The organism is Pseudomonas sp. PAMC25584 (genome assembly GCF_058135675.1).
On the sequence record NZ_CM176870.1, the window covers coordinates 4052566 to 4074818 of the forward strand.

Annotated in this window: 19 protein-coding genes and 1 pseudogene; 14 read left to right on the forward strand and 6 right to left on the reverse strand. The window is 61.5% G+C overall.

All coding sequences use genetic code 11. The features are described 5' to 3' along the window. Positions 1-289: 289 nt before the first annotated feature. Positions 290-1465, reverse strand: a complete 1176-nt coding sequence (locus ACS5Q8_RS18725) for a porin (RefSeq protein WP_276193704.1) — start codon at positions 1463-1465, stop codon at positions 290-292. Positions 1466-1730: 265 nt separating this feature from the next. On the opposite strand from ACS5Q8_RS18725, the pseudogene ACS5Q8_RS18730 reads away from it, so the two are divergent. Then, a pseudogene (locus ACS5Q8_RS18730) lies at positions 1731-1868 on the forward strand (MBL fold metallo-hydrolase); the annotation flags it as partial. Positions 1869-1911: 43 nt separating this feature from the next. Here the strand turns inward: ACS5Q8_RS18730 and ACS5Q8_RS18735 are convergent. Beyond that, complete coding sequence (locus ACS5Q8_RS18735; protein WP_247402992.1) at positions 1912-3537, reverse strand: methyl-accepting chemotaxis protein; 1626 nt, start codon at positions 3535-3537, stop codon at positions 1912-1914. A 179-nt stretch (positions 3538-3716) separates the two neighbouring features. Next, entirely contained in the window at positions 3717-4199 is a 483-nt protein-coding gene (locus ACS5Q8_RS18740) for an Lrp/AsnC family transcriptional regulator (RefSeq protein ID WP_017847498.1), read from the reverse strand. 195 nt (positions 4200-4394) lie between these two features. Between ACS5Q8_RS18740 and ACS5Q8_RS18745 the strand changes: the two genes are divergently transcribed. From ACS5Q8_RS18745 to ACS5Q8_RS18765, 5 genes are all read left to right on the forward strand, one after another. Then, complete coding sequence (locus tag ACS5Q8_RS18745; protein ID WP_465159316.1) at positions 4395-5630, forward strand: thiamine pyrophosphate-dependent enzyme; 1236 nt, start codon at positions 4395-4397, stop codon at positions 5628-5630. Between the two features lies 1 nt (position 5631). Beyond that, positions 5632-6690, forward strand: a complete 1059-nt coding sequence (locus ACS5Q8_RS18750) for an alpha-ketoacid dehydrogenase subunit beta (protein WP_276193706.1) — start codon at positions 5632-5634, stop codon at positions 6688-6690. Continuing rightward, entirely contained in the window at positions 6691-7959 is a 1269-nt protein-coding gene (locus ACS5Q8_RS18755; protein WP_443695967.1) for a dihydrolipoamide acetyltransferase family protein, read from the forward strand. It begins immediately after the preceding gene. A 4-nt stretch (positions 7960-7963) separates the two neighbouring features. Continuing rightward, positions 7964-9343 (forward strand): dihydrolipoyl dehydrogenase, encoded by a 1380-nt coding sequence (gene lpdA / locus ACS5Q8_RS18760; RefSeq protein ID WP_276193708.1) that lies wholly within the window; start codon positions 7964-7966, stop codon positions 9341-9343. A gap of 206 nt (positions 9344-9549) precedes the next feature. Continuing rightward, positions 9550-10569, forward strand: coding sequence for a branched-chain amino acid aminotransferase (locus tag ACS5Q8_RS18765; protein WP_247401936.1), 1020 nt, complete (start codon positions 9550-9552; stop codon positions 10567-10569). A gap of 129 nt (positions 10570-10698) precedes the next feature. On the opposite strand, the gene ACS5Q8_RS18770 is transcribed toward ACS5Q8_RS18765, so the two are convergent. Continuing rightward, positions 10699-11592, reverse strand: coding sequence for a GNAT family acetyltransferase (locus ACS5Q8_RS18770; RefSeq protein WP_465159317.1), 894 nt, complete (start codon positions 11590-11592; stop codon positions 10699-10701). A 216-nt stretch (positions 11593-11808) separates the two neighbouring features. Here ACS5Q8_RS18770 and ctlX point away from each other — a divergent pair, with 216 nt between their 5' ends. The 7 genes from ctlX to ACS5Q8_RS18805 all read left to right on the forward strand — a co-directional run bounded on the left by ctlX (position 11809) and on the right by ACS5Q8_RS18805 (position 17762). After that, a complete protein-coding gene (gene ctlX, locus ACS5Q8_RS18775; protein ID WP_276193710.1) occupies positions 11809-12735 on the forward strand; it encodes a citrulline utilization hydrolase CtlX in 927 nt (308 codons plus the stop codon). A gap of 16 nt (positions 12736-12751) precedes the next feature. Beyond that, the gene (gene ocd / locus ACS5Q8_RS18780) at positions 12752-13798 is read left to right on the forward strand and encodes an ornithine cyclodeaminase (RefSeq protein ID WP_443695972.1); all 1047 of its coding nucleotides are present in this window, start codon (positions 12752-12754) and stop codon (positions 13796-13798) included. A 256-nt stretch (positions 13799-14054) separates the two neighbouring features. Further along, entirely contained in the window at positions 14055-14834 is a 780-nt protein-coding gene (locus tag ACS5Q8_RS18785) for an ABC transporter substrate-binding protein (RefSeq protein ID WP_247401944.1), read from the forward strand. A 170-nt stretch (positions 14835-15004) separates the two neighbouring features. After that, positions 15005-15706: an ABC transporter permease gene (locus ACS5Q8_RS18790; RefSeq protein ID WP_276193712.1), complete on the forward strand. Its 702-nt coding sequence runs from the start codon at positions 15005-15007 to the stop codon at positions 15704-15706. Beyond that, complete coding sequence (locus tag ACS5Q8_RS18795) at positions 15703-16416, forward strand: ABC transporter permease (RefSeq protein WP_426103074.1); 714 nt, start codon at positions 15703-15705, stop codon at positions 16414-16416. Before ACS5Q8_RS18790 ends, ACS5Q8_RS18795 begins: the two co-directional genes overlap by 4 nt. Positions 16417-16419: 3 nt before the next feature. Further along, positions 16420-17259, forward strand: a complete 840-nt coding sequence (locus ACS5Q8_RS18800; RefSeq protein ID WP_426103076.1) for an ABC transporter ATP-binding protein — start codon at positions 16420-16422, stop codon at positions 17257-17259. Positions 17260-17264: 5 nt separating this feature from the next. Next, positions 17265-17762 (forward strand): Lrp/AsnC family transcriptional regulator, encoded by a 498-nt coding sequence (locus ACS5Q8_RS18805; protein ID WP_276193715.1) that lies wholly within the window; start codon positions 17265-17267, stop codon positions 17760-17762. Positions 17763-18892: 1130 nt separating this feature from the next. On the opposite strand, the gene ACS5Q8_RS18810 is transcribed toward ACS5Q8_RS18805, so the two are convergent. Then, positions 18893-20230 (reverse strand): lysine N(6)-hydroxylase/L-ornithine N(5)-oxygenase family protein, encoded by a 1338-nt coding sequence (locus ACS5Q8_RS18810; RefSeq protein WP_276193716.1) that lies wholly within the window; start codon positions 20228-20230, stop codon positions 18893-18895. Positions 20231-20349: 119 nt separating this feature from the next. Beyond that, on the reverse strand, positions 20350-20832 hold the full coding sequence (locus ACS5Q8_RS18815; protein ID WP_276193717.1) for a sigma-70 family RNA polymerase sigma factor: 483 nt from the start codon (positions 20830-20832) through the stop codon (positions 20350-20352). A gap of 256 nt (positions 20833-21088) precedes the next feature. On the opposite strand from ACS5Q8_RS18815, the gene ACS5Q8_RS18820 reads away from it, so the two are divergent. Beyond that, a complete protein-coding gene (locus ACS5Q8_RS18820; RefSeq protein ID WP_465159318.1) occupies positions 21089-22252 on the forward strand; it encodes an efflux RND transporter periplasmic adaptor subunit in 1164 nt (387 codons plus the stop codon). Position 22253: the final 1 nt, after the last annotated feature.

Sequence of the window (22253 nt, forward strand, 5' to 3'; positions counted from 1 at the left end):
GGGGCGGAACCTATGCTACTTGGGTACTGGGTGGGGGGATGCGATGGGATTAGACGCTCAGGGTGCAGGTAATCCAATGTGGGAGGGGGCTTGCTCCCGATGGCGGTGGATCAGTCACTGATGATGTGGCTTCAACACCGCCATCGGGAGCAAGCCCCCTCCCACATTTTGACCGCGTACCACTTGAAGACCAGGCCAGGTCTTCAATGCATTGGCCACTCAGCAGAGGAAGGTACAGGGTGTAAACAACACCCAAGCCCCCTCCCACACTTGGATTGCGTTTCAGGTCTTACCAGGTGAGTACGGCACCGACGGCGAAGGTGTCGGTGTCTTCATTTTGGGCGCTGGTCTCATGCCCCTTGATCTGGAACTGGTTGTATTCGGCGACCAGCTTGAGGTTGTCGTTCACGTCGTGAAACAGCGCAATGCCGCGGGTGTCATAATCCGCGCCGCTGCCCACCACGCCGTTGCCGTCGTCCTTGGTCTTGCCATACGACAGCGCCAGGCGGTTCTTGCCCAACTTGTAGGAGCCTTGCAGCAGGTAGCCGTTGCTGTCGACATTGCGCAGGGTCGCTTTGCCGGCATTGTTGGTGAAAAACGGGTTGATGCCCTTGGCCTGGAAGCCCGAGCCGGTCAGGGACAGGCCGCCCATTTTCGCCTGCACGCCGTAGCCCAGGCCCTTGGAGGTGACGCTGTCGACATTGGCGTCGGTGTTGTCCGAGGTCTGGTAGCTGCCGTTGAGCCAGCTGTAGATCTTCGCCCCGCCCACGTCGAACTGGTAGGTGATCTCGCTCTCGGTGCGCGGGTTCTTCTGGTAGGCCTTGCCTTGGGCGCTGCTGTCGTTGGTGTCGACCGGGTCGAGGATGCCGACGGCAACACGCAAGCCGTCCATCACCGGGGTGCGGTAGGTGATCTGCGAGGTCGGGAACGGGTACGGATAGCCGCTGCCGATATTGCCGAACGAAACCCCGCCGCCATCGACCAGGCCGAGGCTGTCGCTGACCTGGCCGTAGCCCGCCAGCAATTCATCGAGCAGGATATTGGAACGGGCGAAGAGGCCGAAGTCCTTGCCGATCAGCACTTCGCCCCACTCCGGGTTGGCCACGGTGCCGTAGAACTGGCGCACATCGATGGCGGTGTCGGTGCCGTTGGTCTGGCTGTCGTTGATGGTCACCCAGAACGAGGCACGGGCGCCGAGTTTGAGGTCGTCGGCCTGCTTGGTCATGTTGAAGCCCAGGTAGTTGGGCAAAAAGCCCATCTTCACCCGGGCCTGGCGGCGGTCGTATTGGTCACCGGCGCGGTCAACTTTGCTGTTGACGTAGAAGGCGTTGATGTAGCCATCGGTGGAGAAGGTGGTTTCGTCTTTGTCGTACAACATGATTTCGGCGTTGGCGAGTGGGCTCAGGCCCAGGCCAACGAGAAACACAGGTAACAGACGCAAGGGGAGATTCTTATTGTTATGCATGGTGCGCTCCGCAACGTTGACGTGATGTCGGAGGCGATTATCGGAAGCTGCCAGGCCACGGCCTACGCTGCCTTGGCCCTGGTTTGCGGGTGCTTTGGGTGGGCCACGGGTGCCCGGCAAGTTCGGTGTAAGACGGGCCCGGTTACAGGCCCGGCACTTAGGGTGTACGACCGGCCCTGAACAACATGCCGAAAGATCGCGTCGACGGTTCGCAGTTCGACCACTTGTTCGCCCCGGATGAAGTCTTCCCTATCGGCAGTTTGAACGCACCCAGCGCGATGCCGGGCTGGGGATGCCGACGCTGTTGCTGCCGGCGATCCAGGTGAATGTGCGGGCGGGGCATATGCCGCCGCCCGAAGAGCATGGGGTGATGTACCGCAAGATTCCGCTCAATCAGCTCTGAGCGCGCTCCAGCCGGAGCGCACGTTGAGGACGCATGCCGTTACTCAACTGACGGAGAACTTGGCAACGATTTGCTTGAGGTCGACCGCCAGCTTGGAAAGCTCATGACTGGCGATGGAGGTTTGCCCAGCGGCGGAAGAACTCTGGATGGACAGATCCCGAATGCTGATCAGGTTCTGGTCCACCGAGCGGGCAACGTGGGCCTGCTCCTCGGATGCCGTGGCGATCAACAGGTTGCGGTCATTGATATCTGCAATGGCCTCAGTGATTTGCGTCAAGGCCACACCGGCTTCATGGGCGATTTTCAGCGAGTCCACTGCGTCGTTGCGGTTCAGCGCCATAGAGGACACCGCGTCGCTGGAGCAGGTCTGGATTTTCGCAATCATGTGCTCGATTTCCTGGGTCGAGGTTTGCGTCCTGTGGGCCAGCGCCCGAACTTCGTCGGCCACCACCGCAAAGCCTCGCCCCTGTTCCCCGGCCCTGGCGGCTTCAATAGCGGCGTTCAAGGCCAGCAGGTTGGTTTGCTCGGCAATGGAGCGAATCACCTCAACCACCCGCGCAATATCCTGAGCCTGCTTGGCCAACCCTTCGACTTCCACGCCAGTCTGCTGCACCGTGGCGCTGAGCTTCTCGATGGACGCGATGGTTTGCGTCACGCGCTCCTGGCCGATTTTGGCCGAACGCTGGGAATCCTGCGTCGATTGGGAAGCCGAGATCGCATTCCTGGCCACCTCTTCCACCGCCGCCGTCATCTCGTTAACCGCCGTGGCCGCCTGATCCGTCTCCATGCTTTGGCGTTCAATACCTGCACTGGACTCGCGGGTGATCGAACTCATCTCCTCCGCCGCCGAAGCCAGTTGTCCAGACGCCTCCGAAATATTCTGCAGGGTGCTTTTCAGGTTCATCTGCATGGACGCGGTAGACCGTTGCAATTCGGTCAGCTCATCATTGCCATTGATGGCAATGGCCACACGCAAATCCCCATCGGCAATTTTGCCGGTCGACACCAACAATTCGTGCACCGGTTTAATGATGCTGCGGGCAAACAGACGAGCGACCACGACGGCGACCAGTAACGAGCCGACCATCAAGATCCAGGTAAACAAACGCGCTCCTTGATACTCGCTGGACGCGACCTGTACCGCCTCGGCGGAGCCCCGCGCGTTCAACGCGATCAGTTCGCCGATGGCACGCTGCACATCAAGTGCAATCGGTCCGTTAACCTCACGCAAATAGGTGGCCGCCTGCTCGGCGGAAAGGCTGGAGGCTTGTGCGAGGAACTCATCCGTTTTCTGGATGTAGTTCTTTATCCCGCTCAATGCCTCGTTGTACTTGGCTTGTTCCTCGGGGCTCGACACTAACGGCGCATAGCGCTCGGCAACTTCGAGCGCTTGCGCGCGAACACTTTTGAGCTTCTCAAGCGAAGCGGGGTCTTGACGCGTGGCTTCCATGGCAAAACGACGTAGATCAAGACGCAGTTTGTAAAAAGCCACATCTATCTCACCGCCCAGGCGAATACTGGGGAGCCAGTTGTTTTCGATTTCAACGGTCGAAGAATAAACCTTATCGACTTTTATAAGCGTCATTGCTCCTTGTACTAACAGCAGAAGACACACCACACCAAAACACAGAGTGGTACGAACGTTCAACTTCAAGGCTCTCATGGACATCGCGGCTCACCCTTATTCTGGGCCGCGAATTTCACGGCCTGCTGGGTGCTAATGTGTTGAGTTAGATGTGAAAAATACGTGACTGATTAAGTAAATTTTTATTTAGAGAAAGAAATAAAAACAGCGCCGGTAGTTATCTAGCTAACTATCAAAATAACTTGGGTTATCCCAAGCCGAGATCAAACCATCAATCCATCCGGCGGCAGCGGCAACGCGGTCTTATAGCGCACTTGTTTAAGAGCGAAGCTGGAGCGGATATTGGCAACGCCTGGCACTTTGGTTAGAAAGTCCATCATGAAACGTTCCAGCGACTGGATCGTCGGCACCAGCACGCGGATCAGGTAGTCCGGGTCGCCGGCCATCAAGTAGCACTCCATCACCTCGGGCCGGTCGGAAATCGCCCCTTCGAATTGCTGCAAGGCCAGTTCGTTCTGCTTTTCCAGGCTGACGTGGATAAACACGTTGACGTGCAGCCCCAGCAGGTCGGCATCCAGCAGGGTCACCTGGTCACGAATCAGGCCCAGTTCCTCCATCGCCTTGACCCGGTTGAAGCACGGTGTGGGCGACAGGTTGACCGAACGGGCGAGGTCGGCGTTGGTGATGCGCGCATTCTCCTGCAGGGCATTGAGAATGCCGATATCGGTACGGTCCAGTTTGCGCATGAGACAAAATCACCTGTTTATTGTGTTTATGCAGTTTTTTTATCCGCAAATGAGCCCAAGCGCAATGAAACACAGATAAATATTCTTCTACGCCCCGCCTATGATTGTTGTAGGACAAGATTTCTCCTACCCGGAGGAAGACCGTCAGCTAGCGCGCCCACTACAAGAAATTCACAAGATCGAGCGTAGAAAGCCATGAACCAGCCGTATGCCCCCCTTTGCCTGCATGTTCCCGAACCCTCGGGCCGCCCAGGCTGCAAGACCGACTTTACCTACCTGCGTCTGACGGACGCGGGCCTGGTGCGCAAACCCCCTATCAACGTAGAACCCGCCGACACCGCCGACCTGGCCAAGGGCCTGATTCGCGTGCTCGACGACCAGGGCCAGGCCCTCGGTCCGTGGGCTGAAGGCGTGCCTGTCGAGATCCTGCGTCGCGGCATGCGTGCCATGCTCAAGACGCGGATCTTCGATAACCGCATGGTGGTCGCCCAACGTCAGAAAAAAATGTCGTTCTATATGCAGAGCCTCGGCGAAGAAGCCATCGGCAGCGCCCAGGCCCTGGCCTTGAACATCGACGACATGTGCTTCCCCACCTACCGCCAGCAAAGCATCCTGATGGCACGCGACGTGCCGCTGGTGGACCTGATCTGCCAACTGCTGTCCAACGAACGCGATCCACTCAAGGGCCGGCAGTTGCCGATCATGTATTCGGTGAAAGACGCCGGTTTCTTCACCATTTCCGGCAACCTTGCTACCCAATTCGTACAAGGTGTGGGCTGGGGCATGGCCTCGGCAATCAAGGGCGATACCAAGATCGCCTCGGCCTGGATCGGCGACGGCGCCACTGCCGAATCGGACTTCCACACCGCCCTCACCTTCGCCCACGTTTATCGCGCGCCGGTGATTCTCAACGTGGTCAACAACCAGTGGGCAATCTCGACCTTCCAGGCCATCGCCGGCGGTGAAGCCACCACCTTCGCCGGACGCGGCGTCGGTTGCGGCATCGCCTCGCTGCGCGTGGACGGCAACGACTTCATCGCGGTGTACGCCGCTTCCGCCTGGGCCGCCGAACGCGCGCGGCGCAACCTCGGCCCGACCCTGATCGAATGGGTCACCTACCGCGCCGGGCCGCACTCCACTTCGGATGATCCCTCCAAATACCGTCCCGCCGATGACTGGAGCCACTTCCCGTTGGGCGACCCGATTGCGCGCCTCAAGCAGCACCTGATCAAGACTGGCCAGTGGTCCGAAGAGGAACACGCGGCGGTCAGTGCCGAACTGGAAGCTGAAGTGGTCAAGGCGCAGAAAGAAGCCGAACAGTACGGCACCCTCGCCGGCGGCCAGATTCCAAGCGCCGCGACCATGTTCGAAGACGTTTACAAAGAGATGCCGGAGCACTTGAAGCGCCAGCGTCAAGAGTCGGGGGTCTGACATGAACGATCACAACAACAGCATCGAATTGGAAACCGCCATGACCACCACCACCATGACCATGATCCAGGCCCTGCGCTCGGCCATGGACGTGATGCTTGAGCGTGACGACAACGTGGTGGTGTTCGGCCAGGACGTCGGCTATTTCGGCGGCGTATTCCGTTGCACCGAAGGCTTGCAGAACAAGTACGGCAGCTCGCGGGTGTTTGATGCGCCGATCTCCGAAAGCGGCATCGTCGGCGTGGCGGTGGGCATGGGCGCCTACGGCCTGCGCCCGGTGGCGGAAATCCAGTTCGCCGACTACGTCTACCCGGCCAGCGACCAGATCATCTCCGAAGCGGCCCGCCTGCGGTATCGCTCGGCCGGCCAGTTCACCGCGCCGTTGACCCTGCGCATGCCCTGCGGCGGCGGCATCTACGGCGGCCAGACCCACAGCCAGAGTATCGAAGCGGTGTTCACCCAGGTCTGCGGCCTGCGCACGGTGATGCCGTCCAACCCCTATGACGCCAAGGGCCTGTTGATCGCCTCCATCGAAAACGATGACCCGGTGATCTTCCTTGAGCCCAAGCGCCTGTACAACGGTCCGTTCGACGGTCACCACGACCGCCCCGTAACGCCATGGTCGAAACACCCGCAGGCCCAAGTGCCGGACGGTTACTACACCGTGCCGCTGGATGTGGCCGCGATCGTGCGTCCGGGTTCGGCCGTCACCGTGCTGACCTACGGCACCACCGTGTACGTGTCGCAAGTCGCCGCCGAAGAAACCGGCATCGACGCCGAGGTCATCGACCTGCGCAGCCTGTGGCCGCTGGACCTGGAAACCATCGTCAAGTCGGTGAAAAAGACCGGCCGTTGCGTGGTGGTGCATGAAGCCACCCGCACCTGCGGCTTTGGCGCCGAACTGGTGGCGCTGGTGCAGGAACATTGCTTCCACCACCTGGAAGCGCCGATCGAACGCGTCACCGGTTGGGACACCCCCTACCCGCACGCGCAAGAGTGGGCGTATTTCCCAGGGCCGTCCCGAGTGGGCGCGGCGTTGAAACGGGTCATGGAGGTCTGAATGGGCACGCACGTTATCAAGATGCCGGACATTGGCGAAGGCATCGCAGAAGTTGAACTGTCGGTCTGGCATGTGAAGGTTGGCGACATGGTCGTCGAAGACCAGGTGCTGGCGGATGTGATGACCGACAAGGCGATGGTGGATATTCCCTCGCCAGTCCACGGCAAGGTGATTGCCCTCGGCGGCGAGCCAGGTGAAGTCATGGCCGTCGGCAGTGTGCTGATCAGCATCGAAGTCGAAGGCGCGGGCAATACCAGGGACGTGCCGGTGGCGGCTGAACCGGCCAAGGCGGCGCCTGCGCCGATGCCTGCCAGCCAGCCGGCTCCGGTGCCGGAAAGCCAGCCGGCGCGCAAACCGTCCGTCGCGCCCCAGGCTCCCGTGGCCCGCGATGCCAACGAACGCCCGCTAGCCTCGCCCGCCGTGCGCCAGCATGCGCTGGATGCGGGCATACAACTGCGCCTGGTGCAGGGCTCCGGTCCGGCGGGCCGGATTCTGCACGAAGATTTGGACGCTTACTTGCTCCAGCGTCCGGCGCAAAATACTAAGGCAGCCAACCCCTACGCCGAACGCAACGACGAAGAACAGATCCCGGTGATCGGCATGCGCCGCAAGATCGCCCAGCGCATGCAGGACGCCACCCGGCGCGCCGCGCATTTCAGCTATGTGGAAGAGATCGACGTCACCGCCCTCGACGAGCTGCGTGTCCACCTCAATGAAAAACACGGTGCGACACGCGGCAAGCTGACGCTGCTGCCGTTCATCGTGCGCGCCATGGTCGTGGCGTTGCGCGACTTCCCGCAGATCAACGCGCGTTACGACGACGAAGCCCAGGTCATCACCCGCCTCGGTGCGGTGCATGTGGGCGTCGCCACCCAGAGCGATGTGGGCCTGATGGTGCCGGTGGTACGTCACGCCGAAGCACGCAGCCTGTGGGGCAATGCCGAGGAAATCGCCCGCCTGGCCACCGCCGCGCGCAACGGCAAGGCCAGCCGCGACGAGCTGTCGGGGTCGACCATTACCCTGACCAGCCTTGGCGCCTTGGGCGGCATCGTCAGCACGCCGGTGCTGAACCTGCCGGAAGTGGCCATCGTCGGCGTCAACCGCATCGTCGAGCGGCCGATGGTGATCAAGGGCCAGATCGTGATCCGCAAGATGATGAACCTCTCCAGCTCGTTCGATCACCGCGTGGTCGACGGCATGGACGCGGCGCAATTCATCCAGGCCATTCGCGGCCTGCTCGAACAACCCGCCAGCCTGTTCCTGGAGTAAGGGCATGACTCAGACATTGCACACCACCCTGCTGATTATCGGCGGCGGCCCTGGCGGTTATGTGGCCGCGATCCGCGCCGGTCAACTGGGTATTCCGACCGTTCTGGTGGAAGGCCAGGCACTGGGCGGCACCTGCCTGAATATCGGCTGCATCCCGTCCAAGGCCTTGATCCATGTGGCCGAACAGTTCCAGCAAAGCGTCCACCACAGCCAGGGTTCGCCCCTGGGGATCGAAGTCGATGTACCGACCCTGGACATCCGCAAAAGCGTGGAATGGAAAGACGGCATCGTCGATCGCCTGACTACCGGGGTTGCCGCGCTGCTGAAGAAACACAAGGTGCAGGTCATCCACGGGTGGGCCAAGGTGGTGGACGGCAAGACCGTCGACGTCGGCGACCAGCGCATCCAGTGCGAACACCTGCTGCTGGCCACCGGTTCGAAAAGCGTCAACCTGCCGATGCTGCCGATTGGCGGGCCGATCATTTCGTCCACCGAAGCCCTGGCGCCAACCCGCGTGCCCAAGCACCTGATTGTGGTGGGTGGCGGTTATATCGGCCTGGAACTGGGGATTGCCTACCGCAAGCTCGGTGCCGAGGTCAGCGTGGTCGAGGCGCAGGAACGCATCCTGCCCGCCTATGACGCCGAACTGACCCAGCCGGTGGCTGATTCCCTCAAGCAATTGGGCGTGAAGCTGTACCTCAAGCACAGCGTCACCGGCTTTGAGCACAACCGCCTGCAAGTGCGCGACCCGAAGGGCGACACCGTGTCGCTGGACACCGATCAGGTGCTGGTCGCCGTGGGTCGCACCCCCAACACCCAGGGCTGGAACCTCGAAGCGCTGAACCTGGACATGCACGGCGCGGCGGTCAAGATCGACCACCGCTGCCAGACCAGCATGCGCAATGTGTGGGCCATCGGCGACCTGAGCGGCGAGCCGATGCTCGCCCACCGGGCCATGGCCCAGGGCGAAATGGTCGCCGAACTGATCAGCGGTCAACACCGCGAATTCAACCCGGCAGCGATCCCGGCCGTGTGCTTTACCGACCCGGAGTTGGTGGTGGTCGGCAAGACGCCCGACGAGGCCAAGGCGGCGGGCCTGGACTGCATCGTGTCGAGCTTCCCGTTCGCGGCCAATGGCCGGGCCATGACCCTGGAGTCGAAAACCGGCTTCGTGCGGGTGGTGGCGCGGCGTGACAATCATCTGATTGTCGGCTGGCAGGCGGTGGGCGTCGGCGTGTCCGAGCTGTCCACCGCCTTTGGGCTGAGCCTGGAAATGGGCGCGCGCCTCGAAGACGTGGCGGGCACCATCCACGCCCACCCGACACTCGGCGAAGCCGTCCAGGAAGCCGCCCTACGAGCCCTGGGCCATCCCCTCCACCTGTAAAAACGCCCCCCACCCCGTGGGAGCGGGCATTTGTGGGAGGGGGCTTGCTCCCGATAGCGGAGTGTCAGTCACTGGAGGTATCGACTGACCCACCGTCATCGGGAGCAAGCCCCCTCCCACAAAAGCCCGCTCCCACATGAAGCAAGAATGCAGTATTGTTGCGCCCATTCAGAAAAAAACCGACTTGACCAGAGATAGAGGGTGTCATGGGTAACGAAAGCATCAATTGGGACAAGCTGGGTTTTGACTACATCAAGACCGACAAGCGGTTTATCCAGACCTGGAAAAACGGCGAGTGGCAAGCGGGCACCCTGACCGAAGACAACGTGCTGCACATCAGCGAGGGCTCCACCGCCCTGCACTACGGTCAGCAATGCTTTGAAGGCCTCAAGGCCTACCGCTGCAAGGACGGCTCGATCAACCTGTTCCGCCCGGACCAGAACGCCGCACGCATGCAGCGCAGCTGTGGCCGCCTGCTGATGCCGCAAGTGCCGACCGAAGCCTTCATCGACGCCTGCAAGCAAGTGGTTCGCGCCAACGAGCGGTTCATCCCGCCGTATGGCAGCGGCGGCGCGCTGTACCTGCGCCCGTTCGTGATCGGCACCGGTGACAACATCGGCGTGCGCACCGCGCCGGAGTTCATCTTCTCGGTGTTCGCGATCCCAGTCGGCGCCTATTTCAAGGGCGGCCTGGTGCCGCACAACTTCCAGATCTCCGGCTACGACCGCGCCGCACCACACGGCACCGGCGCCGCCAAGGTTGGTGGCAACTATGCCGCCAGCCTGCTGCCAGGTTCGGAAGCGAAAAAAGCCGGCTTCGCCGACAGCATCTACCTGGACCCGGCCACGCACTCGAAGATCGAGGAAGTCGGTTCGGCCAACTTCTTCGGGATCACCCGTGACAACAAGTTCATCACACCGAAGTCGCCTTCGGTGCTGCCAGGCATCACCCGCCTGTCGCTGATCGAACTGGCCAAGACCCGCCTGGGCCTGGAAGTGGTCGAGGGCGAAGTGTTCATCGACCAACTGGATATCTTCCAGGAAGCCGGCGCCTGCGGGACTGCCGCCGTGATCTCGCCGATCGGCGGCATCGAGTACAACGGCAAACTGCACGTGTTCTACAGCGAGACCGACGTCGGCCCGATCACCCAGAAGCTCTACAAAGAGCTGACCGGCGTGCAATCCGGCGACGTCGAAGCGCCAGAAGGCTGGATCGTCAAGGTCTAACCCAAACACACTGCAAACCCCTGTAGGAGGGGGCTTGCCCCCGATAGCGGTGGCTCAGTCAATATTGCCGGTGACTGACACTCCGCTATCGGGGGCAAGCCCCCTCCCACATTTGATCTGCGATCATTCTCAGGATTGAGTCGGGATATTTTCCACCATCTTCTTCCCCATACTGATCCTCGGCTCCACCCCATACCCCAACGCCTCGTAGAACCCCACCACCGTGTCATTACCGCCGGTGATCTGCAGGTTGATCTTCATACACCCCAAGGCACTCAAGGCCTGCTCCGCGTGCCGCACCAGCGACGCACCCAGCCCTTGCCGACGATAGTCAGCGCGCACCGCCACCGAATACAACCAACCACGATGCCCGTCGTACCCCGCCAGAATCGTGCCGATCACAACGTTCTTATCCGTCGCCACGAAGAACAGCCCGTCATTGACCGCCAGCTTCTTATCAATCGCCAGGGTCGGCAGGTTATGGGCGGTGTCGTAACCAAAAGCCTCCTGCCACAACGCAACCACCTGCGCCCGGTGCAGACGGTCGCGATAGGCGCCGATGGGGTGGCGCGACGACAGCGCCTTCTCCATCACCAACGTGCGTTCGTTGCCATGGTAAATATCACGCACGGTGTGAAAACCCAGCTTGGTGTAGAACGGCTCGGCCGTCAGCGAGGACGGCACACTCAACACCGTCACCCCGGCCTCGCGGGCGCGCAATTCGATTTCAATCATCAGCAGCCGACCAATGCCCTGCCCTTGCAGCGCCGGGTTGACGAACACCGAGCGCACTGCATTGCCGTCAAGGGCCGCGGTGGCAACGATCACCTGATCCTGAACCGCCACCAGCACCACCCGGCGCCTAAGCAGTTCCAGCACCGCAGCGGGCGAAAAGTTGCCCGCAACCCGGACGATCACATCGGCCGGGTAGTCCCGCGCATTGCTGCTGTGCAAGGCGGCGAGGATGACCTGGCTGATCCCGTCTGCATCGGCGGCCTGGGCAATACGAACGGCGATAGACATGCACTCTCCTTCCTGACTCGGATACCACAACCATCCCCATACTAATGTGGGAGCTGGCTTGCCTGCGATAGCGGTCCGTCAGTCAGCACAGCCGATTCGGCTGCCCCACCCAACTTTTCAGCTTTCCCGGCTGAGCACCCCCTGGGTTTCAGCCGAGATTCCGCCGCCACAACGCACAAAATAGCCCCACTGCTCAACCCATGGATTCGTGCCCCCATGCAAACCACCAACACCGTCTTGATGATTCGCCCGGCGCGCTTTGCTTTCAACCCGGACACCGCGATCAACAACCGTTTCCAACGCCAGCCCCTCGATCCGCTCAGCGCACAGCAAAAAGCGCTGGAAGAGTTCGACGGCTATGTCGACACCCTGCGCCGGCATGGCGTCGACGTCCTGGTCGTGCAGGACACCCCGGCGCCGCATACCCCCGACTCGATTTTCCCCAACAACTGGTGGAGCAGCCATGCAGACGGCAGCCTGGTGCTGTACCCGATGGAAGGCCAGAACCGCCGGCTGGAGCGCAACAAGGGCGTGCTGCAAGTTCTCGAACAACGCTTTGCGATCAAAGACACCATTGACCTCAGCCATCTCGAACACCAGAACATCTTCCTCGAAGGCACCGGCAGCATGGTGCTCGACCGCCAACACCGCATCAGCTACGCCTGCCACTCCGGGCGCACGCACCACGACGCCCTGCGCCAGTTCGCCGAACGCCTCGACTACCAACTCTGCGTGTTCCACGCCGTCGACCGCCACCACGCGCCGATCTACCACAGCAACGTGATGATGAGCGTCGGCCGCAACCTCTCGGTGGTATGCCTGCAAGCCTTGCCGGACGCCAACGAGCGCCAGGCCCTGGAACGCTCCCTGCGCGACACTGGCAAGGACATCCTCGCCCTCGACTTCGACCAGTTGGAAGCCTTCGCCGGCAACATGCTCGAAGTCCACGACGGCGATGGCCAACCGCTGCTGGTGATGTCCGCCAGCGCCTGGAACGCACTGCAACCTGCCCAGCGCCAGCATGTGGAACGCCACACGCGGCCGGTGGTGGTGAACATCGACCACATCGAACGCATCGGCGGCGGCAGTGCCCGCTGCATGCTCGCGGAAGTGCATCTGCCCGCCCGCGCCACCTTCCAATAAATACAGGAGCCACTCCATGACCCGCTATATCGACGTCAACGACCTCAGCTACCTGGTCTCGCAAAAAGGCCTGCAAACCTGCATCACCGAGATGGCCGACTACATCCGCGCCGACTACCTGCGCTGGCAGGATTTCGAGAAATGCGCACGCCTGGCCAACCACTCGCCGGAGGGCGTGATCGAACTGATGCCGGTGTCCGACGCGTCGCTGTACGCGTTCAAATACGTCAACGGCCACCCGAAAAACACCCAGGCCGGCATGCTCACCGTGATGGCCTTCGGTGCCTTGGGCGATGTGGATACCGGTAAACCGGTGCTGCTGGCGGAAATGACCCTGACCACCGCGATTCGCACCGCCGCCACCTCGGCCCTGGTCGCACGCTACCTGGCCCGGGACAACAGCCGCAGCATGGCGCTGATCGGCAACGGCTCGCAAAGCGAATTCCAGGCGCTGGCCTTCCACACCTTGCTGGGCATCAATGAAATCCGCCTGTTCGACATCGACGCCAAGGCCACCGCCAAGCTGGCGGCCAACCTCAAGGCGTTCCCGGCAATCAAAGTCATCCTGGCCGCCAGCGTGGCCGACGCGGTGAAAGGCGCGGACATTGTCACCACCGTCACCGCCGACAAGGCCTACGCGACCATCCTCACTGACGAGATGATCGAACCCGGCATGCACCTCAACGCTGTCGGCGGCGATTGCCCGGGCAAGACCGAACTGGACCGACGCATCGTCGAGCGCGCCCGGGTGATCGTCGAATACGAACCGCAAAGCCGCATCGAAGGCGAAATCCAGCACATGCCGGCCGATTCGCCGGTCACCGAACTGTGGCAAGTGATCAACGGCCAGGCGCCCGGCCGCGAGAATGCGCGCCAGGTCACCCTGTTCGACTCCGTGGGTTTTGCCATCGAAGACTACTCGGCCCTGCGCTACGTGCTGGACGCGGCCAAGGCGCTGGACATCGGCAGCGAACTGGAACTGGTACCCGACCTGGCCAACCCGAAAGACCTGTTCGCGCGCCTGGCCCAAGCGCCACGCGCACAGCACAAAAAGCGCGCCTGAAACCGCTCTGGCCTGCCGCTTTGCGCCAAGGGCAGGCCAGGATTTCAAGGGTGAAAAGCCGATTCAGCGGGTGCGACAGCCGATTCCGCTGCATTGCTTGTTTTAACAGCGCAATTCGCGCTTTGAGCACGGGGTAAACGACACAAAAAACGCACCATCTTGAAGCATTCTGAGCGCGACCGAAGAGTCAGTAAATGAATGCACGCTGCACCCCTTTGACTGCCCTGACATCAATTACAAAATATAGGGACTCAACATGACGCCACTCCGCTCACTATTCGCTGCGTTGCTGTTGCCGCTGTGCGCCACCGCTGCACACGCCCAAGACTGGAAAGAAATCCGCTTCGGCGTATTCCCCGAGTACCCACCCTTCGAATCCGTGGCCGCCGATGGCAGCCTGCAAGGCTTCGATATCGAGTTGGGCAACGCGATCTGCGCCAAACTCGAAGTCAAATGCACCTGGGTGCATAACGAATTCGACGGCATGATCCCCGCCCTGCGTGCGCGCAAGTTCGACGCGATCATGTCGTCCATGGCCATCACCCCGGCTCGCGAGAAAGTCATCGACTTCAGCGACCGATTGTTCCTCAGCCCCACCTCGGTCATCACCCGTAAAAGCGCCGACTTCGGCGAAACCCCAGACTCCCTGAAAGGCAAGCAAGTCGGCGTGCTGCAAGGCTCGTTGCAGGAAGCCTATGCGCGTGCGCACCTGGCCAAGCTGGGCGCCCAGATCAAGGCCTACCAGTCCCAGGAGCAGAACTACGCCGACCTGCAAAACGGCCGCCTCGACGCCACCCTGACCGACAAACTCGAAGCCCAGCTCAACTTCCTGTCCAAGCCTGAAGGCGCCGACTTCAAAACCGGCCCGGCCTTCAAGGACCCGACGCTGCCCCTGGACATCGCCATGGGCCTGCGCAAGAACGACCAGGAACTGCGCGCGCTGATCAACAAGGGCATCGCTGCCGTACAGGCCGATGGCACCTACGCCCAGATCCAGAAGAAATACTTCGGCGATCAAGACATCTACAACGAGTAAGCCAACACCGCCCCTTTTGTGAAAAGGCTTGTGTGGGAGGGGGCTTGCCCCCGATAGCGGCGGCTCAGTCAGTACATGTGTCGACTGGAACACCCTCATCGGGGGCAAGCCCCCTCCCACCAAAGCCCGCTCCCCCAGGGGTATGTCTGCGCCCTTTAGAGATCTCCCCCATGAACGAATTCCTCAACCTGCAGGGCTACGGCCCGATGCTCGCCCAGGGCGCCTGGATGACCGTCAAGCTGGCGTTCCTGGCGCTGGGCCTGAGCCTTGGCCTGGGCCTGATCGCCGCCGGCGCCAAGCTCTCCAGCGCCAAATGGCTGCGGCTGCCGGCCACGCTCTACACCACGCTGATTCGCAGCGTGCCGGACCTGGTGCTGATCCTGCTGATTTTCTACAGCCTGCAACTGTGGCTGAACGACCTGACCGAAACCTTCGGCTGGAACTACGTTGAAATCGACCCGTTTACCGCCGGGGTGATCACCCTGGGGTTTATCTACGGCGCCTATTTCACCGAAAACTTTCGTGGCGCGATCCTCAGCGTGCCGGTCGGCCAACTGGAAGCCGCGACCGCCTATGGCCTGAGCCGCTGGCAGCGTTTTCGCCTGGTGCTGTTCCCGCAGTTGATGCGCTTCGCCCTGCCGGGGCTGGGCAATAACTGGCTGGTGTTGCTCAAGTCCACGGCGCTGGTGTCGATCATCGGCCTGTCGGACCTGGTCAAAGCCGCGCAAAACGCCGGCAAGACCACCAACGAACCCTTGTACTTCCTGATCCTCGCGGGCCTGGTGTACCTGGTGATCACCACCCTCTCCAACCGCATCTTCAAGCGCCTCGAACGGCGCTACAACCTGGGCATCAAGGGGATGGCGCGATGATCGAACTGTTCCAGCAATACGGCCTGGCCTACCTGTTCAGCGATGGCGCGGGCTTGTCCGGGGTGGCGATGACCCTGTGGTTGTTCATCATCTCGGTACTGTTCGGGTTTTTCTTGTCGATCCCCTTGGCGCTTGCGCGCGTCTCGCAGCACTTTTGGCTGCGCTGGCCGGTGGAGGTGTACACCTACCTGTTTCGCGGCACGCCGCTGTATATCCAACTGTTGGTTTGCTACACCGGGCTGTACAGCCTGGAGGTGGTGCAGGACAACGCCCTGCTCAACCAGTTCTTTCGCAACGCGCTGAACTGCACGCTGCTGGCGTTCGTGCTCAACACCTGCGCCTACACCGTGGAAATCTTCGCCGGGGCGATCCGCAACATTCCCCATGGCGAAATCGAAGCGGCACGCGCCTATGGCCTGCACGGCTGGCGGCTGAACCTGTTTGTGCTGGTGCCCGCCGCGCTGCGCCGTGCGCTGCCGGCCTACAGCAATGAAATGATCCTGATGCTGCACGCCACGTCGCTGGCGTTTACCGCCACCGTCGCCGACATCCTCAAAGTGGCCCGCGATGCGAATGCCGAGACGTTCCTGACGTTCCAGGCCTTCGGTATCGCCGCGCTGCTCTACATGCTGCTGTCCTTTGCACTGGTGGGCCTGTTTCGACTGGCCGAACGTCGCTGGATGCGTTTTCTTGTTCCTACCCGAGGCTAACCCATGAATCAGTCCGCGCAGGCCCTGGCCACTTATCCGGTTGATGCACCACTCGCTGCCAAGACCGCTACCGACACCGCCGCGATCAAACTCCAGGTCGAAGGCATCCACAAACGCTACGGCGAACACGAAGTGCTCAAAGGCGTGTCCCTCAACGCACGCAATGGCGACGTGATCAGCCTGATCGGCGCCAGCGGCTCGGGCAAAAGCACGATGCTGCGCTGCATCAACTTTCTCGAACAGCCGGACGCCGGCGTCATCACCCTGGACGGCATCAGCATCGAAATGCGCCAGGGCCGTGCCGGCACCCGCGCGCCGCACCAGGCGCAACTGCAAAACCTGCGCACGCGCCTGGCGATGGTGTTCCAGCATTTCAACCTGTGGAGCCACATGACCGTGCTGGAAAACATCACCATGGCCCCGCGCCGGGTGTTGGGCGTGAGCGCGGCCGAAGCGGAAAAGCGCGCGCGAATGTACCTGGACAAGGTGGGCTTGCCGGGCCGTGTGGCGGATCAATACCCGGCGTTTCTGTCCGGCGGCCAACAGCAGCGCGTCGCCATCGCCCGAGCCCTGGCGATGGAACCGGAAATCATTCTGTTCGACGAACCGACCTCCGCCTTGGACCCTGAGCTTGTAGGAGAAGTCCTCAAAGTCATACAGACGTTGGCTGAGGAAGGTCGTACCATGTTGATGGTCACCCACGAAATGGGCTTTGCCCGCCAGGTGTCCAGCCAAGTGCTGTTCCTGCATCAGGGCCGGGTCGAAGAACAAGGCGGCGCCGAGATCCTCGACCATCCCAACAGCGAACGCTTGCAGCAATTTCTTTCCAACCGCTTGAAGTGAAACCCATGGATACCAAGGCCAACGGACCCCATTCCTCTACTGCGCTGGATCGCATCGATGAGGCGATCATCGACGTGCTGCGGCATCAGGGGCGTATCACCTACGAAAAGCTCTCGTCGCTGGTGCATCTGACCCCCAGGCCCTGCCTGGAGCGGGTGCGCAAGCTCGAACGACGCGGGGTGATCCGTGGGTACGGGGCGATCATCGACGTGCAGATGGTCTCACCGGGGCTGTCGCTGCTGGTGCTGGTGGCCTTGTCCAACCAGAGCGGGCGCTCGGCGCAAAAGGCTTTCGAAGCCTGCGTCAAAGCCTGCCCGCAGGTGTTCGAATGCCAGTTGATCAGCGGGCCGTTCGACTACAGCCTGCGCATGCGTTGCCGGGACATGGAGCATTACCGGGTGCTGACGGAAACCTGGTTGAACAACGACGAGTTGCACATCGACAAATTGGTGGCCCACCCCGAGCTCGCGGTAGTCAAAAACACCGCCACCGAACTGGCCTGACCGCCTCCTCCTAACAAACACCGAAGATCAAATGTGGGAGGGGCTTGCCCCCGATTGCGGTGGATCAGTCATGCATGTATTGACTGACACACTGCTATCGGGGGCAAGCCCCCTCCCACATTTGGATCTCCGTGGATCAGATAGCGCTCATTCTGCTCTTGCTCTTGGGCGCGGCCTTATAGCCGACCTGATCCTGGAAGCCGAACGCGGTCAAGAGTGTGGGAGGGGGCTTGCTCCCGATTGCGGTGGATCAGTCATGCATGTATTGACTGACACACTGCTATCGGGGGCAAGCCCCCTCCCACATTTGGAGCTCCGTGGATCAGATAGCGCTCATTCTGCTCTTGCTCTTGGGCACGGCCTTATAGCCGACCTGATCCTGGAAGCCGAACGCGGTCAAGAGTGTGGGAGGGGGCTTGCTCCCGATTGCGGTGGATCAGTCATGCATGTATTGACTGACACACTGCTATCGGGGGCAAGCCCCCTCCCACATTTGGAGCTCCGTGGATCAGATAGCGCTCATTCTGCTCTTGCTCTTGGGCACGGCCTTATAGCCGACCTGATCCTGGAAGCCGAACGCGGTCAAGAGTGTGGGAGGGGGCTTGCTCCCGATTGCGGTGGATCAGTCATGCATGTATTGACTGACACACTGCTATCGGGAGCAAGCCCCCTCCCACATTTGGAGCTCCGTGGATCAGATAGAGCTCATTCTGCTCTTGCTCTTGGGCGCGGCCTTATAGCCGACCTGATCCTGGAAGCCGAACGCGGTCAAGAGTGTGGGAGGGGGCTTGCTCCCGATTGCGGTGGTGAAGTCATGCATGTATTGACTGACACACTGCTATCGGGGGCAAGCCCCCTCCCACATTTGGAGCTCCGTGGATCAGATAGCGCTCATTCTGCTCTTGCTCTTGGGCACGGCCTTATAGCCGACCTGATCCTGGAAGCCGAACGCGGTCAAGAGTGTGGGAGGGGGCTTGCTCCCGATTGCGGTGGATCAGTCATGCATGTATTGACTGACACACTGCTATCGGGAGCAAGCCCCCTCCCACATTTTCTACCCCTGCATCAACTTACCCTCCGGCAGATGCAGCCAAAAGTCCCTAAACGCGTGCAGCCCGAACACCCGTTCGTCAGCTCGCCGTAGCGAGCAGCAAATCCTGCACCGAACGCCCCTGCCCACGGTGGCGATCATGCGCGTACAACGACGCCGCAATCTCATCCGCCCGAATCGGCAGCACCGACAGCAACGTATCGCTCAACCCATGGCTGGCCTGGCTGAAGCCCTGGATGTAGATGCCAGCCTTGCAACGCTCGTCGGTGACGATGCGGTAGTCGCGGCTGACTTCGAAGTCACTCATATAAGCCTCCAGCGGCGCCAGCAGTTCACGGTGCATCTGGCGTTCGTAGCCGGTGGCCAGGATCACCGCGTCGTAATGGCTGACGCTGGTTTCGCCGCTGGCGTTGTTGCGCAGGGCCAACTCGATGCCCAACGGGCCGGCGCTGACGTGCTCGACCACAGTCAGGGTGCGGAAGGCCTGGCGCGCAGTGCCGGAGACTTTCTGGCGATAGAAGATGCCGTAGATGCGCTCGATCAAGTCCAGGTCGACCACCGAGTAGTTGGTGTTCTGGTACTCGGCGAGCAGGCGCTCACGCTCGGCGCCGACCTGCTGGAACACCCGGTCGGTAAAGGCCGGCGAAAACACTTCGTTGACGAACGGGCTGTCATCCGCCGGTTTCAACGCCGAACCGCGGAGGATCATGTCGACCTGCACCGACGGGAAGCTGTCGTTCAAGTCGACGAACGCTTCGGCCGCACTCTGGCCGCCGCCGATCACTGCGATGCGCATCGCCTTGCCCTGCACACAGGGTTGCTGGGCCATGCGCGCCAGGTACTGGGAATGGTGGAAGACGCGGGGGTCATCCTTGAACGCCTTGAACACCTCGGGCACACGCGGCGTGCCGCCGGCGCTGACCACCACCGAACGGGTGGTGCGCACATGCTGCTCACCCAGCGCATCGCGGGAAATCACACGCAGTGCGTCAACCTGCTGCTGGTGCAGGATCGGCTCGATGGCCAGCACTTCCTCGCCGTAGCGGCTCTGGGCCTGGAACTGCCCCGCGACCCAGCGCAGGTAGTCGTTGAACTCCATACGGCACGGATAGAAGGTGCCGAGGTTGATGAAATCGACCAGGCGGTTGTGGGCTTTCAGGTAGTTGACGAAGGAATACGGGCTGGTGGGGTTGCGCAGGGTCACCAAGTCTTTGAGGAACGAAATCTGCAGTTCGCTCTGGGTCACCAGGGTATTGCCGTGCCAACGGTAATCGGCCTGTTTGTCGAGAAACAGCACGTCCAGTTTGCCCTGGGCCTTTTCGCGCTCCTGCAGGGCGATGGCCAGCGCCAGGTTCGAAGGGCCGAAACCGATACCAATCAGGTCGTGAACCGCGGGCGAAGCAATTGCCTGTGTCATTCCAGTGTCCTCTGGATAAGCCCCTTGGCGGTGGGGCGGGAATACCTTCACGACCTGCACAACAGGTCATGTGTTGATAGGAAACGAGGACAGTGAATTAAAATTTAACCGATCGACGCTCAGGGCGCGTCCCACTCGCGCATCCGCACCCGACAGTGCTTCATCGCGTTGACGATGTGTTTTTCCACCAGGCTGCGGGAAATCCCCAAGCGCTCGGCGATTTGCGGGTGGGACAGGCCGTCGAGTTTGCGCAGCAGGAAGCTGTCGCGGCAGGCCGTCGGCAACTCGGCCAACGCGCGTTCGAGCATCTGCAGGCGCTGGGCGTGATCGTGGGTGGCGTGGGGCGATGCGTTGGAGAAACGCTCTTCGGCATCCAGCACTTCCAGCGGCTCGACCTGGCGCAAGGCGTTGCGCCGATGGCCGTCGATCACCAGGTTCAGCGCGGTGCGATACAAAAAAGCGCGGGGCTGGTCGATGGGGGTGTCACTCGCGCGTTCCAGCACCCGCACATAAGCGTCATGCACCACATCTTCGGCCACCTGACGGTTGCCCAGCTTGGCGTTGAGGAAACACACCAGCTCGCGATAGTAGTTTTCCAACATGACTCCCGACCACCTGGCGGCGGCATTAGGTCCCTGAATGCTTAAAAATACAGCCCATTCAATGATGGCAGTTTGGGTGAGTGCAATTTATAGTAATTCTCATCTACTTTTAAAGAAGACTTGCTTCAGCAGACGTTTTTTTTACTCGGCGGCACTGTAACTACTTGTGTAACAGCCTAAATCTTCGGGCCATGCGCTCGTTTAACTGTCAGCCCCCCGCAACTGCGGTCCGAACTTTCCTGGCTGGAACCAACCCATGAAACGCCCCCGACCTGCCCGACGCGCCCTGCTTGTGGTGGCGTGCCTGCTGCCTGTGATCGGCATCGCCGCCTGGCAATTACAGCCGCCGGGGCGCGACACCCTGGCCACCGTTACCGTGACCCGTGGCAACATTGAAAACAGCGTCACCGCCCTGGGCACCCTACAACCGCGACGCTACGTGGATGTGGGCGCGCAGGCGTCCGGGCAGATCCGCAAGATCCATGTCGAGGCCGGCGATACGGTGCAGGAAAGCCAGTTACTGGTCGAGATCGATCCCTCGACGCAAAAAGCCAAGCTCGACGCCAGCCGCTACGCCATCGAAAACCTCAAGGCCCAATTGCAGGAGCAGAAAGCCCAGCACGTACTGGCGCGCCAGAAGTACCAACGCCAGCAACGCCTGGCCGCCGGCAACGCCACCCGCGAAGAAGACGTGCAAACCGCCAAGGCCGAATTGAGCGCCACCCAGGCGCGGGTCGCGATGTTCCAGGCGCAGATTCTCCAGGCCCAGGCCAGCCTGCGCAGTGACGAGGCGCAGCTGGGCTATACGCGCATCTATGCGCCGATGACCGGCACCGTGGTGGCGGTGGACGCGCGGGTCGGCCAGACCCTCAATGCCCAGCAGCGAACGCCACTGATCCTGCGCATCGCCAAGTTGTCACCGATGACCGTGTGGGCCGAGGTCTCGGAAGCCGATATCGGCCACGTCAAACCCGGCATGAGCGCCTACTTCACCACCCTCAGCGGCGGCAACCGCCGCTGGACCAGCAGCGTGCGGCAGATCCTGCCGATCCCGCCCAAGCCACTGGACGAAACCCAGGGCAGCGGCAGCCCGAACAGTTCGAGTAAAAACGGCAGCGGCCGCGTGGTGCTGTACACCGTGCTGCTGGACGTGGACAACACCGACAACGCCTTGATGGCCGAAATGACCACCCAAGTGTTTTTCGTCGCCAGCCAGGTCAAGGATGTGCTCACCGCGCCGGTCGCCGCCCTGCAAGGCAGCACCGAACGGCAGATCGCCCGCGTGGTCGCAAAAAACGGCCGCATCGAAGAGCGCGCCGTGCGCCTGGGCATCAGCGACCGCCTGCGCGTCGAAGTGCTGGAAGGCCTGAGCGAAGGCGATCACCTGCTGATCGGGCCAGTCGACGGCAGCGGGGGTTGAA